The 13,241-nt window shown below is 57.3% G+C and carries 16 protein-coding genes; 10 read left to right on the top strand and 6 right to left on the bottom strand.

Annotated features, from left to right (window positions below):
* Positions 1-218 precede the first annotated feature (218 nt).
* Complete coding sequence (locus tag AB4N43_RS25715) at positions 219-527, top strand: hypothetical protein (protein ID WP_027925753.1); 309 nt, start codon at positions 219-221, stop codon at positions 525-527.
* 62 nt (positions 528-589) lie between these two features.
* On the opposite strand, the gene AB4N43_RS25710 is transcribed toward AB4N43_RS25715, so the two are convergent.
* Complete coding sequence (locus tag AB4N43_RS25710) at positions 590-1,777, bottom strand: molybdopterin molybdotransferase MoeA (RefSeq protein ID WP_460154232.1); 1,188 nt, start codon at positions 1,775-1,777, stop codon at positions 590-592.
* Positions 1,778-1,799: 22 nt separating this feature from the next.
* A complete protein-coding gene (gene moaB, locus AB4N43_RS25705; protein ID WP_027925751.1) occupies positions 1,800-2,339 on the bottom strand; it encodes a molybdenum cofactor biosynthesis protein B in 540 nt (179 codons plus the stop codon).
* 81 nt (positions 2,340-2,420) lie between these two features.
* Here moaB and mobA point away from each other — a divergent pair, with 81 nt between their 5' ends.
* On the top strand, positions 2,421-3,020 hold the full coding sequence (gene mobA, locus AB4N43_RS25700; RefSeq protein WP_027925750.1) for a molybdenum cofactor guanylyltransferase MobA: 600 nt from the start codon (positions 2,421-2,423) through the stop codon (positions 3,018-3,020).
* Between the two features lie 79 nt (positions 3,021-3,099).
* Positions 3,100-3,321, top strand: a complete 222-nt coding sequence (locus AB4N43_RS25695; RefSeq protein WP_027925749.1) for a YgdI/YgdR family lipoprotein — start codon at positions 3,100-3,102, stop codon at positions 3,319-3,321.
* Between the two features lie 67 nt (positions 3,322-3,388).
* Here the strand turns inward: AB4N43_RS25695 and AB4N43_RS25690 are convergent, their stop codons facing one another.
* From AB4N43_RS25690 to AB4N43_RS25680, 3 genes are all read right to left on the bottom strand, one after another.
* Positions 3,389-4,279, bottom strand: coding sequence for a pseudouridine synthase (locus tag AB4N43_RS25690; protein WP_027925748.1), 891 nt, complete (start codon positions 4,277-4,279; stop codon positions 3,389-3,391).
* Between the two features lie 71 nt (positions 4,280-4,350).
* Entirely contained in the window at positions 4,351-4,668 is a 318-nt protein-coding gene (locus AB4N43_RS25685; protein WP_027925747.1) for a transcriptional regulator, read from the bottom strand.
* Between the two features lie 170 nt (positions 4,669-4,838).
* Positions 4,839-5,075, bottom strand: a complete 237-nt coding sequence (locus AB4N43_RS25680; protein ID WP_027925746.1) for a glutaredoxin family protein — start codon at positions 5,073-5,075, stop codon at positions 4,839-4,841.
* A 207-nt stretch (positions 5,076-5,282) separates the two neighbouring features.
* On the opposite strand from AB4N43_RS25680, the gene AB4N43_RS25675 reads away from it, so the two are divergent.
* Positions 5,283-6,995 carry a cation:proton antiporter gene (locus tag AB4N43_RS25675; protein ID WP_460152154.1) on the top strand — a complete coding sequence of 571 codons (1,713 nt, stop codon included), beginning with the start codon at positions 5,283-5,285 and terminating at the stop codon, positions 6,993-6,995.
* A gap of 1 nt (position 6,996) precedes the next feature.
* Here AB4N43_RS25675 and AB4N43_RS25670 read toward each other — a convergent pair whose 3' ends face one another.
* On the bottom strand, positions 6,997-8,205 hold the full coding sequence (locus AB4N43_RS25670; protein WP_194940717.1) for an ammonium transporter: 1,209 nt from the start codon (positions 8,203-8,205) through the stop codon (positions 6,997-6,999).
* 305 nt (positions 8,206-8,510) lie between these two features.
* On the opposite strand from AB4N43_RS25670, the gene AB4N43_RS25665 reads away from it, so the two are divergent.
* The 6 genes from AB4N43_RS25665 (at position 8,511) to AB4N43_RS25640 (ending at position 13,240) form a co-directional block, all read left to right on the top strand.
* The gene (locus AB4N43_RS25665; RefSeq protein WP_007943326.1) at positions 8,511-8,825 is read left to right on the top strand and encodes an ElaB/YgaM/YqjD family protein; all 315 of its coding nucleotides are present in this window, start codon (positions 8,511-8,513) and stop codon (positions 8,823-8,825) included.
* A gap of 1 nt (position 8,826) precedes the next feature.
* The gene (locus tag AB4N43_RS25660) at positions 8,827-9,216 is read left to right on the top strand and encodes a phage holin family protein (RefSeq protein WP_027925743.1); all 390 of its coding nucleotides are present in this window, start codon (positions 8,827-8,829) and stop codon (positions 9,214-9,216) included.
* Positions 9,213-9,554, top strand: coding sequence for a hypothetical protein (locus tag AB4N43_RS25655; protein ID WP_027925742.1), 342 nt, complete (start codon positions 9,213-9,215; stop codon positions 9,552-9,554). Before AB4N43_RS25660 ends, AB4N43_RS25655 begins: the two co-directional genes overlap by 4 nt.
* Positions 9,555-9,679: 125 nt before the next feature.
* Complete coding sequence (locus AB4N43_RS25650) at positions 9,680-10,843, top strand: EAL domain-containing protein (RefSeq protein ID WP_027925741.1); 1,164 nt, start codon at positions 9,680-9,682, stop codon at positions 10,841-10,843.
* A gap of 35 nt (positions 10,844-10,878) precedes the next feature.
* Entirely contained in the window at positions 10,879-12,207 is a 1,329-nt protein-coding gene (locus AB4N43_RS25645) for a deoxyguanosinetriphosphate triphosphohydrolase (RefSeq protein ID WP_027925740.1), read from the top strand.
* Between the two features lie 406 nt (positions 12,208-12,613).
* On the top strand, positions 12,614-13,240 hold the full coding sequence (locus AB4N43_RS25640; protein WP_027925739.1) for a response regulator transcription factor: 627 nt from the start codon (positions 12,614-12,616) through the stop codon (positions 13,238-13,240).
* Position 13,241 lies beyond the last annotated feature (1 nt).

Here is a 13,241-nt window from a genome sequence, read left to right as displayed (position 1 = left end):
GTCCTACAGGTCGGGATATTTTCTTACGATATATGAGGAATCGGCTTAATTGACCCGCCAGGGCGAATGGTTCACCTTGGTTTCGGCGGCTATACGTCATCAAAAGCAACCACACAGGGATGTGCAGGCAATGAGTAGACACTCACCAAAGGTTACAAAAGCAAATTATATGAGCTTCGGCTATTCAAAGGGCATAGATGCAAGGAGCGTCTTTCTCCATGCAAACCCATGACATCAAGTTGCCGCTCCCTCCGGTAAAGCCGTTCTCGGAAAATCGCACCAATCATCAGGCTGAATTCAACAACAACGCAAAACCCGCTGCAGGAGTTGACATGGAACCTCGCGTCATTGAACTGGAAACTCATCTGAAATACATCCGAAGAGACATGGATGAAGTGCGCAATGACGTCAAATCCATCAAACACAGACTTGCCTATTCGGCAGGCGGGGCAGCGGTCGTCCTCGGCCTGTTGGGTTGGGTTGCCAACAGCCGCTTTGATCAGGTCGTGACACTTCTGGTTCGTTAAGCGTCAGCCATGCACGCAAGACCCGGCGCTTTACCGGGCTTGCGGCAACTGAGCCCTACGCGTCAGTTCAGAACTTCGCTCAGAGGAATGAACACTACATATTCACCCTCGATCAACGTGCGATCTTCCAACACTTCAACCAGGCCATCGGCCCAGGCGGCACTGCGAAGTACGCCGGAGCTCTGATTCTTGTAAATGATCGCCCGACCATTCTCCAGGCGACCACGCAAGTATTCCCGTCGATTGCCCGCCTTTGGCCAGACAAACCCGGCCGGCACCTGGAACTTCAATGGCTCGACCTCTTTTACACCCTGACGGCGCAGAAGATAGGGCTTTGCCAATAACGCAAAAGTGACCAATGTCGACGCCGGGTTGCCGGGCAAACCAATCACGGGCACACCGCGATAATGCCCGAAAGTCAGCGGCTTACCCGGTTTGATGGCGAGCTTCCATAGCGTCAACTCGCCCGCTTCGCGCAAGGCCATGCCGAGGAAATCGGCTTCGCCAACCGACACTCCGCCAGTTGAGAGGATCAGATCAACCTCGTTCAACTCAGCCAGGCGAACACGAGTGGTCTCCAGATCATCTGGAAGAATACCGGCATCGATGACTTCACAACCCAGGCGTTGCAACCAACTGCACAGCAACACGCGATTGCTGTTGTAGATTTGTCCTGGGCCCAGGGCCTGGCCCGGTTCAACCAATTCATCTCCGGTAGAGAGAACCGCAACACGGACCTTGCGAACAACATCGAGCTCAGCGCAGCCCAGCGATGCCGCCAAACCCTGTTCGATTGATCCAAGGCGCGTACCGGCCGGTAAAACAAGCTCGCCCACCGTTGTCTCCTGACCTTGTGGCCGGATGTTCTGACCGGGGGTCATGGGCTCGATGAAACGGACTCGATCATCCGCCTGAATCTCGGCATTTTCCTGCATCTCGACACAGTCGGCACCTGCTGGCACCGGTGCACCGGTAAAGATGCGGGCACAGGTGCCGGGTTGTAGCGGTTCGGGCGCCTGACCTGCAAAGATCTTCTGACTGACCACCAACGGTTCACCCGTCCAGTCAGCGGCCCGCAGGGCGTAGCCATCCATGGCGCTGTTTGGCCAAGGTGGCAGATCAAGGGTTGAAACCAGGTCATCGGCGAGCACGCGCCCCTGAACTAGCGCCACAGGCAAACGCTCACGCTCGCGGATGGGCGAGGCCTCTGCCATTTCCAGCAAGCGCGCCAGCGCCACCTCGACCGGCATCAGGCTGCCGGTTTTACCTGGCTTACCCACGGGATTCACAGGGTTGCGCCTGCTTCAAGTGAGCGACGAAATTGCAGGGACGATGCCGGGAATCCAGCTGTTCGGCGAGAATCCCATCCCAGCCAGTGCGCACGGCATTGGTTGAACCGGGCAAGCAGCAGACCAGCGTACCGTTGGCCAAACCGGCCAGCGCCCGGGACTGGACGGTCGAGGTACCAATGTCCGCAACGGAAATCTGCCGGAACAGCTCACCAAACCCATCTACCTGCTTGTCCAACAGGCAACTCACCGCTTCTGGCGTGCTGTCACGCCCCGTGAACCCGGTACCGCCAGTGATCAGAACCACCTGCACCACCTCATCGGCAATCCAGTTGGCGACTTGCGCGCGGATTTTGTAGAGATCATCTTTAAGCAGAACCCGAGCGGCCAGGTTGTGGCCGGCGGCGCTCAAGCGGTCGACAAAAACCTGACCTGACGTATCGGTTTCCAGGGTTCGGGTATCACTGACAGTCAGCACCGCAATGTTAAGCGGCGCGAAAGGTACATCAGCCTTGGCTTTCATAGGCTCGTCCAGTTGTAGGAAAAACAGCTCGGTGTTATATCACAGCGCTTCACTTTTTCAGCGCCCCCATGGAGACCCGCCATGACCTCGAACCCGGCATTGCCACCCTGCTCCATTCTGCTCCTGGCAGGTGGCCGCGGCCAACGCATGGGCGGTCAGGACAAGGGTTTGCTGGAATGGCACGGCGCGCCGCTGATCGCGCACCTACATCGCAAGACCCGCGACCTGAGCAATGACCTGATCATCTCGTGCAACAGGAACCTGGACAAATACGCGCCCTACGCTGATCAGTTGGTCCATGACGACGAAGGCGATTTTCCCGGCCCCCTCGCCGGGATTCGCGCCGGCCTCAAGGCTGCCCGTCATCCTTATTTGTTGGTCTTACCGTGCGACGTGCCCCGCATCGACGATGCCCTGCTCCTCAGCATGCGCGAAATGGCCAGCCAGCATCCGGACAAACCGCTGATGCTGCGCCAGGGTGCACATTGGGAACCGTTGCTGTGCGTTATCCCTGTCGCTCTCTGCGCCGCGTTCGACACGGCATGGAATGAAGGTGAACGCAGCCCTGGACGCATCATGCGTAAACTGGAGGCAACCGCCCTGCAATGCGCAGACAACGACCCTCGACTGGCCAACCTGAACACCCCGGAATTGCTAAGCGCGCATACCGTGTCAGAATGACACTAGCCAAGGAACTTGCGTGCGTTGTGTACGTCTACAAGCTCAGTAACCAAAAGAATTCTTATTCGGAGATACACTCATGACCCATCGGACCCTCGCCACTCTCATGCTCGCAGCAGGCCTCGCGACCTTGGCGGGCTGCGCATCGCCGACAGTGATCACCTTGAATGATGGCCGCGAAATCCAGGCAGTCGACTCGCCAAAGTACGATGAAAAATCGGGCTTCTACGAATTCGAACAGCTGGATGGCAAGGAAACCCGCATCAACAAGGATCAGGTTCGTACCGTTAAAGAGTTGTAATCTTTACTGCACCGGCCAGATAAGACAAAGCCCGCTTGACGCGGGCTTTTTCGTGGCCGGGATTTTTTCACCACTGCAAGATGAGGGTGCTTTCAAACGCTCTTTCCTGGCCGGTGACCGGATCCACAAACCGCAATCCCTGCGCGAGCAGTTTCAGCGGATTGGCATAATCATCTTCAACGTCCTTGAGCACCTGCGGGTAAAACGGGTCGTTACAGATACTGGCGCCCAGCGCAGTCATGTGCACCCGTAATTGATGTTTCTTGCCCGTCACCGGGTAAAGCGCATACCGCCAGAGATCTCCGTTCTTTTCCCGAACCTCGACCGCTGTCTCGGTATTGCTGATACCCGGACCTTCCTGCATGCGGAAAAACGGCTCGCCATCGATGAGCCGGCTTTTATGCACCAATGGAAAGGTCAGATCAGGCAATGCAGGGGCGATTGCCTCGTAGTACTTTTCAATCTGCCGTGTCGGAAACAACGATTGATACGCAGAGCGGCTCTTCGGGTTGGCGGAAAACAGCACAAGCCCCGCGGTATGCCGATCAATGCGATGCAACGGCACCAGGTGTGGGTTGTCCAGACGACGGATCAATCTCCTCAGCAACGTTTGTTCAACGTACTCGCCTGCCGGAGTCACCGGCAAAAAATGCGGTTTGTCAGCGACCACCAAATGCTCATCGGCATAGAGGATCGACTCGACCACCGGGATCGGCTTTTCGTCCGCAACCTCACGAAAATAATGAATCCGCAGCCCTTCCTTGTACGGCAGATCGAATGCAATCGGCATTCCGTGCCCGTCGAGCACGCGACCGCGGGCCACCCTGTCCAGCCATTGTTCGCGACCGATAGCGCTGAAATGCTCGCACAGGCAATCGATAACGGTCAGCCACGAACCCGGCGGCAAGTAGAGTGTGCTGGCCTGGCTGTGTGCGGCAGAAAAAGATGAAGTGGACATACGAAAGCTCTAACCCTCAATACAGGGCAGCATTATCCAACAGTGGCCGAATCGAACCTAGCGGAGAATCCTCATGCCGGAATCTGTGTACGCGCCGCCGCTTCGGTGAATTCCTTGAGCCAGCGCAACACATCGACGGCTTCCCAGCGAGCCGGGTCGTAAAGTGCGTACAACAACCCCTGATAGCCCACGACATCCAGCTGCCGGTGGTAACCCGCACGCTGGAACAGCGCCTCGATCTCGGCAAAACAGGTGTTGAAGTGCAATTTGTTAAAAGGCGTTTTTCCTTCCGTCACCAAACCGTCCAGACGCAATTCGAGGACAGCCTCGCGCACAACATCGACCGACATCCGGTTCACGCTGTTTTTCAATTGTTCGACATTGACCACGATTCATCCCTCTCACGCCTGGAACTGCCTGCTCAAACCCGGAAACCCGGGACGTCAAGGCAGCACTCCGAATAACTGTATACGCATACAGTATCCGAAGAGCATCGGTTAAGCCAAGGGGATCAGTCGCAAAGTTCGACAGACGGGACCATCGCCAGCACAAAAACCGCTTAACGCAAGAACGCCACCACCTCGTCGGCACTGAATGGCCAACCGAGTTCCGCGCCGGTATCGACTCGTCGCAGGACCGGAATGCGCAGACTGTAGGCGGCGAACCAGGTTTCATCGTCAGCAATATCTACCAGCTCGACCAGCAGACCGTGTTCAACCAACGGCATCAGCTCGGCTTCGGCCACTTCACAGAGATGGCACCCCAGGGTGCCGAACAGCTGACATTCAGGAGGCATGAGCGCTCAACCGAAAAAATTAAGTAACTATTCTAGGCCTGCCCCGAAAAGCCGTCGAGCCGTCGAATTTTCTGCCCGACAACATGAATCGCCATGATGGCGGAATAACCCTGACGCAAATCAGGCGTCGTTTGTGCCATTTAAGCAATGCTCACGTTTTTTTTGCTTCTACGCTTGAGTAGCCAGCGTCTGTCAGCGGAGCTTTTAGTGTTTGCCAATCTCTTGATTATTCTCGTTTCCTCTCTAGTGGTCATCGCGTTGTTCCAGCGCCTGCGATTGCCCCCGGTCCTCGGCTACCTGTGCGTGGGGTTGATGATTGGCCCGACCGCGTTCAATTGGGTAGATGAGAGCGAAGGGTTGCCACACCTTGCCGAATTAGGTGTGGTGTTCTTGCTGTTCTCCCTCGGTCTTGAGTTTTCCCTGACGAAAATGATCGCACTGCGACATGTGGTGTTCGGCCTTGGCAGTTTGCAAGTGTTGGCCTGCGGACTGTTGCTGGGTGTTTTACTGATGATGTTCGGGATGCCGGTCACTCCCGCGCTGTTGCTGGGCGCGGGGCTGGCGCTGTCGTCCACGGCCATCGTCAGCAAGGAGCTGACCAGCCTTGGCGAAATTTTCAGCAGTCATGGCCAGAATGCCATCGCCGTATTGCTGTTCCAGGACGTGGTGGCCGTCTTGCTGCTGACACTGGTGCCCGTGTTCGCCGGAAACAGTGATCAGGCCTGGTATTGGGCGCTGCCCCTGACCCTGATAAAAACCGTGGTGTTGTTCGGCGGGTTGCTATTGGCCAGCCGCTGGTTGTTGCCAAGACTGTTCCATGAAGTCGCCGCCGCCCGCTCCGCCGAACTGTTTGTACTGCTGGCTCTGGTGATTGTCCTGCTGACCGCCTGGCTGACTCACTTGCTGGGGCTTTCCCCTGCCCTGGGCGCGTTTCTCGCCGGCATGCTGCTGGGCGAAAGTCATTACCGGCATCAGGTCGAGGCCGATATCCGACCGTTTCGGGACATTCTGCTCGGGTTGTTTTTCGTCACCATCGGCATGCTGATCGACTTGAATCTGTTCGCCAGCCACACGCTGCTGATCCTTGGCCTGACCCTGGGATTGCTGCTGATCAAGGGCACCGTGGTGGCGCTGCTGGTCAAATGGCGTGGCAGCGATGGCGAAACCGCCTGGCGCAGCGGTCTGGCACTGGCCCAGGGAGGTGAGTTCTGCTTTGCGCTGATGGCGCAGATGCAGCAAAGCGATCTGATGCCCGCGCAACTCGGCGGCTTGCTGCTGGCTGCGACGTTCTGTTCGATGCTGGTCACGCCACTGATGCTGCGCGCGGCCCCATCCATCGCAAAACATCTGCATCGAAAATCCAACAAGGAGGCCCAACTTGAAGAGATCAGCGCGCTGAACGCGGATCTGGACAAGCATGTGGTCATCTGTGGTTACGGGCGCGTCGGCCAGTCCATCGGTCGCTGCCTGAGTCATCAGCAACAACCTTACATTGCACTGGACCACGATCCGGTCAGGGTTGAGGAAGCGGCTGTCAGCGAAAGCAGCGTGCACTATGGAGACTCGCGTCGAGGTGAATTACTGCTTGCCGTCGGACTGGCGCGTGCCGGGTTGCTGGTAATTGCGGTGGACCAACCTGACATCGCGCTGGCGATCCTCAAGGAGGTTCGCCGGATCAATTCAAGAGTGCCGATTCTGGTTCGTACCCGCGATGACAGCCAACTGGCCGAGCTGAAAGAAGCCGGCGCCAACGAAGTCGTACCCGAGTTGCTGGAGTCCAGCCTGATGCTCGCCTCCCATGCACTGATCATGCTGGGACTGCCCGCCCATCAGGTACAGGAGCGGGCCGATCAGATCCGGCATGATCGCTATCGGATGCTCCACGATTTTTATCCCGGAGCTGAAGATGCGGAAAATTGATTCAGTCCTGACTGACGGCGCCGATCTTATGCACCGACAAATCCGCGCCGTAGTACTCCTCTTCCTGGCTCAAGCGCAGTCCATGAAACGCCTTGATCGTTCCATACACCGCAAAACCACCAGCCAGCGCCACGACCACACCCAGCGAGGTGCCGATCAACTGGCTGATCAGACTTACACCGCCCAGGCCGCCCAACGCACTCTGGCCAAAAATGCCGCACGCGATACCGCCCCACACGCCACACAGACCGTGCAAAGGCCACACGCCCAACACATCGTCGATATGCCATTTGCCCTGCGCCGCGGTAAAGCACCAGACAAACAGCGCCCCGGCGATGGCGCCGGTCACCAGTGCGCCCACCGGGTGCATCAGGTCGGAGCCTGCGCAAATGGCCACAAGCCCGGCCAATGGGCCGTTGTGCAGAAAGCCTGGGTCGTTGCGCCCGACGATCAGCGCCGCCACGGTTCCGCCGACCATGGCCATCAACGAGTTCACTGCCACCAGTCCGCTCACGCCTTGCAGGGTCTGGGCGCTCATGACGTTGAAGCCGAACCAGCCAACAATCAGGATCCACGAGCCCAAGGCGAGGAAGGGAATGCTAGACGGAGCAAACGCCACCAGGCGGCCATCGCGATAGCGTCCTTGTCGCGGCCCGAGCAACAACACCGCCGCGAGGGCCAGCCAGCCGCCCATGGCATGCACCACCACGGAACCGGCAAAGTCATGGAAGCTGGCGCCGAATCGCGCCAGCAACCAGGCCTGCAAACCATAATTGCCGTTCCAGATCATCCCTTCGAAAAAGGGATAGATGAACGCCACGATCAGCGCGGTCGCGCACAATTGCGGGACGAACCGGGCGCGTTCGGCAATGCCGCCGGAAATGATCGCCGGGATGGCGGCTGCAAAGGTCAGCAGGAAGAAGAATTTCACCAATCCATAACCATGGTCGGCATTGATCACCGCCGCCGGTTGCAGGAACGTCACCCCGTAGGAAATCCAATAGCCTATAAAGAAGTAGGCCAGGGTCGAAATGGCGAAGTCGCTGAGAATTTTCGACAAGGCGTTGACCTGGTTCTTTTGCCGAACCGTGCCAACCTCAAGAAAGGCGAAACCGGCGTGCATGGCCAGCACCATGACCGCGCCAATGAGGATGAACAATGTATTGGAGCTATGGACCAGACTGTCCACAGCGCTTTGCAGATTTTCCATGGAATGGCAGACCTAAAGGCTAAAAAAGCACCAAAGCAGTTCACGCAGACTGCTGACGCACCAAGTTGCAGCTTATGCGGATCGAATCACTGATCCCCATGAACCGCTTTGGCGCATCAGAGCGAAATCATCGCGCGAGTTTTTATTGTTTGAGCCGAGGTTTTCCTGAAATCATGCCCGGCAACAGCGCATCGGCGCCGGCAAACGCACCACGACACAGCAAAAGTTGTACCAGTCATTTGTACTGAACCTTCGCACAAGGCTCATACTCGAACCCATCAGAAGCCACTTACGGAGATCCACCCATGGCCAGCATCAAGGCAAAGACTGCTCAAGAAATCCTGATGAACGATTTTCAGACCCTGGTCAGTGACACAGAGCGGTTGCTGGAGCACACCGCGACCCTGGCCGGCGATCAGGCAGATGAACTGCGCACCCAGATCCACGACAGTCTGTTGCGTGCCCGGGAAACCCTGAAGCTTACCGAAGACTCGTTGCGCGAACGCGGTCAGGCCGCTGTCACCGCGACCGAAGATTACGTGCAGGCCAACCCATGGCAATCGGTCGGCATCGCCGCTGGGGTAGGTTTCCTCATTGGCCTGCTAGCTTCTCGGCGCTGATATGTCTATCGGCGAATCCGGCTCGTCGGCGACGGGCACAAGCGCTTCATCGCGGCGCCTGGGTGCCGCGTTTCTCGGACTGTTGCACAGCCATGTCGAACTGTTCGGCATCGAGTTGCAGGAACAAAAAGCGCGCACCGTAAGCCTGCTGCTGTTTGCAGGCCTGGCGCTGGTCTTTGCATTGCTGTTGCTGGTGGGGTTGTCGACGCTGGTGTTGATTGTGTTTTGGGACACCTATCGCCTCGCCGCCATCATCGGGCTCTGCGTGTTCTATACCCTAGCCGCGATCTTCTGTGGATTGCGTTTGAAAGCAGCGGTCTTCGATGAGTCCTCGCCCTTCCATGGCACCCTGGAAGAATTGGCCAACGATCGGGAGCGCCTGTTGCCATGAGCCTGCCTCAACTGCCCAATAACAGCTCGCGCGCGGAAATGCGCAAGGCACTGATTCGCCTGCGCATGGAAATGCACCGTCAGGAAATCCGCCTCGAGTCCCGGGAACTGCTACAACCCTTGCAGCGGATTCGCGGAATGAAGCAAGACCTGCAGGACAGTTTTGGCATCAAGCACGCCCCGCTCTGGGGCGTGGCAGCTGTCACCTTGCTCGGCTTTCTGACCGGCAAGAGTACCCGCAACGGCGGCGCCAGCAGCCTGACTCGGCTGGTTCGTCTGGGCACCAGCCTGGGGCCCTTGATCAAGCTGGTCCTGCAAAGCAACTCGCGAAAAGACTAAATAGCCACTCTCTGGCTGCATTCTTGCAATACCACCGGGATGAGCCTCTCTATCGAGGGGTTCAATCCTGTGTGCCTATCCGGTGACCAGGTATCCAAAAACAAGACCTTAACCAAGGAGGCCTCGTGATCGACGGGCAACCGCTCGCCTGCTTTCAACCCTTCATCGATACCGCCACCGGCCGTATCGCCGGCGTCGAGGCATTGGGCCGACTGCAACAGGCCGACGGTCAACTGGCCTCGGTGGGCCCGCTTTTCGCCGACCCGAGGACACCCGCCATCGCGTTGCGGCGTCTTGATCGGCAGATCCGCGACAACGCGCTCAGTCGTTTGCATGAAGCGCCCTCGGACTGGTTTCTCAGCCTGAACATTTCCCCGCGCTGGATCAATCGCCTGCGCCCGGATCAAGCGCTGCCAAGCCTCAAACAACTGCGCAGGCACAACGTCGACCCGCAACGCATCGTCTTCGAAATAACCGAACTGGGCGGCGACATTCAGCGCCTGGCTGACGTCGTGGCTCGCTACCGAGAGGCAGGCGCACGAATCGCCATTGATGATTTCGGCGCCGGTTATTCTCAACTCGATCGCGTACTGGCCCTGCAACCGGACATTCTCAAACTCGACATGCGCTTGTTCCAGGCGGCGGCATTGGGCGGTCCAAGCAGCGATGTGGTGAAGGCGCTGGCGCAGATGGCCGAGAAAACCGGTTGCTGGATCATTGCCGAAGGGGTGGAAACCGAAGCTCAATTGAGTTTTGCCCTGGAGTGCGGCTCCCGGTACGTGCAGGGTTTTCTGTTTGCCAAGGCACAAGCCGACTTCTTTGCCCCGGACGCTTTTGTCGAGCGCTTCGCACAGCTGCGCCAACGGTATGTTCAACAAAAACTGGCTGAGCGTGGGCGGCTGATGGTCATGCGCCAGCAACTCGGCGAGCTGATGACCCTGTTGCAGACATGGGCCCAAGCCCACGCACCGCTCAGCGCCCTGCCCCATCTGGACGCATTCCCCTGGTTGTTGCGCTTCTATCAATGCGATCGCCACGGCACGCAACTGACGCCCAACCTTGAATGGCGAAACAACGCCTGGGAATCGGACACCCGGTACCTGGGTCACAACTGGTCATGGCGTCCGTATTTCTATCACTTGTTGGCAGAGGGTTGGGACGAGCGTCGGCTTACACTTTCCAACACGTACCGCGATGCCACCAGCAACCAGTATTGCCTCACCGCCGGGCAATTTTTCGACAATGGCGAGCGACTGCTGCTCATCGACATCGACGCCGCCGGGCTCTAGGCTAAGGCATCAGTCACCTGACGGAGAGACCAGCCTTGGATTGGCAAACCCTGCTTACCCGCGAACGCCTCGGAAAGCCGCTGCACAGCCCGGAAGAACTCGGCCGCAGCCCTTTCCACAAAGACCATGACCGCATTATTTTCTCAGGTGCCTTTCGCCGGCTGGGACGCAAGACCCAAGTCCATCCGGTCACCAGTAACGATCACATCCACACGCGCCTGACCCACTCGCTGGAAGTCAGTTGCGTCGGGCGCTCGTTGGGCATGCGTGTCGGTGAAACCATCCGCAGCGCGTTGCCAGACTGGTGCGAACCGAGTGACCTGGGGATGGTGGTGCAGTCGGCTTGCCTGGCGCATGACATCGGTAATCCACCCTTCGGTCACTCCGGCGAAGACGCCATCCGTCACTGGTTCCAGCAGGCCGCAGGCCGTGGCTGGCTGGATGACATGAGCGAAGTCGAACGTAATGACTTCCTGAATTTCGAAGGCAATGCCCAAGGCTTTCGTGTGCTCACTCAATTGGAGTACCACCAGTTCGATGGTGGTACGCGGCTGACGTACGCCACGCTGGGTACTTACTTGAAGTATCCCTGGACGGCGAAGCACGCTGACTCGCTGGGCTACAAGAAGCACAAGTTCGGCTGTTATCAGAGCGAACTGCCGTTGCTGGAGCAGATCGCTCATAAACTCGGCCTGCCTCAACTGGAGGAGCAGCGCTGGGCACGCCATCCATTGGTGTACCTGATGGAAGCCGCCGATGACATCTGCTATGCGCTGATCGACCTGGAAGACGGCCTGGAAATGGAGTTGCTGGAGTACGCCGAAGTCGAGTCGTTACTGCTCAATCTGGTGGGCGACGATCTTCCGGAAACCTATCGCCAATTGGGCCCGCTGGACTCGCGCCGACGCAAGCTGGCCATCCTGCGGGGCAAAGCCATCGAACACCTGACCAATGCAGCGGCCCGGGCCTTCGTCGAACAACAGGACGCCCTGCTGGCCGGTACACTGCCCGGCGATCTGGTGGAGCACATGCATGGCCCGGCCAAGCGCTGTGTCCTGAATGCCAAAGACATGGCCAGGAAAAAAATCTTCCAGGACAAGCGCAAGACACTGCATGAAATCGGCGCCTACACCACGCTGGAGATTCTACTGAACGCTTTCTGCGGCGCGGCACTGGAACAACACAATGGTCGAACGCCGTCGTTCAAAAGTCGCCGCATCCTCGACTTGTTGGGCAACAATGCACCCGATCCTCGCGGGCCTTTGCACACTTCATTCCTGCGGATGATCGACTTCATCGCCGGCATGACCGACAGCTATGCCAGTGAAATGGCCCTGGAAATGACCGGTCGCTCAAGCCGCTGACGCCCCCGCCCCGACCCGCTGTTCAGATTGTCCGAACGCGGGTCGAGTGCTGGAATGATCAGGCAATACATTCGAGTAGTCTGACATCCGGCGAAACTGGACACACTTAAAGCTGCCGACCAACAGATCTACCGCGGCCTGGTTACTTGATAAAATCATTGAAACAATCAGACGTTATAAACTTATTGACCCTGACATCTTCCTAAAAACCTATCACTCAACAATCAACTTACTACATACAATACTTCTCTTGATCCTCATTCAAATCCGAACTGGAACGTAGTCCCATTCCTCTTCAATTGTAGGACTTGTCCTATATCACTGCTATCGACCTGTCAGTTCATGCGCCCCCTCAACTATCTGAGCTAAGGTGCGCGCTTTATTTAAGCTCGCATGGGATCTGATTATGAACTCCGTTTTTATTGTCGACGATCACCCCGTTATCCGTCTTGCCGTCCGAATGTTGCTCGAACATGAAGGTTATAAAGTCGTCGGCGAAACGGATAACGGGGTCGACGCCATGCAGATGGTCCGCGAATGCATGCCAGACCTGGTTATTCTCGACATCAGCATTCCCAAACTGGATGGACTGGAAGTTCTATCCCGTTTTAATGCCATGTGTACTCCGTTAAAAACCCTGGTTTTAACGGCCCAGTGCCCGACCTTGTTCGGTATTCGCTGCATGCAGTCCGGGGCGTCGGGATATGTCTGCAAACAGGAAGACCTGAGTGAGCTGGTCAGTGCAATCAAAGCGGTGCTTTCCGGTTACAACTACTTCCCCAGCCAGGCGCTGAACCCCGTCCGTAGCGATGACACGCGATATGCCGACCTGGAGCTATTCAAGTCAGTCAACGACCGGGAATTGATGGTATTGCAACTGTTTGCACAAGGCCGCACCAACAAGGAAATTGCCAAGGGCATGTTCCTGAGCAACAAGACCGTCAGCACCTATAAAAAACGCTTGATGCAAAAACTCAAAGCCAAATCACTGGTTGAACTTATCGATATGGCAAAACGCAACGCCTTAGTGTGAG

Source organism: Pseudomonas sp. S2_B07, assembly GCF_054668435.1.
Note: the sequence above shows the minus strand (reverse complement) of the source record. Positions and strands in the feature narration are given on the sequence as shown.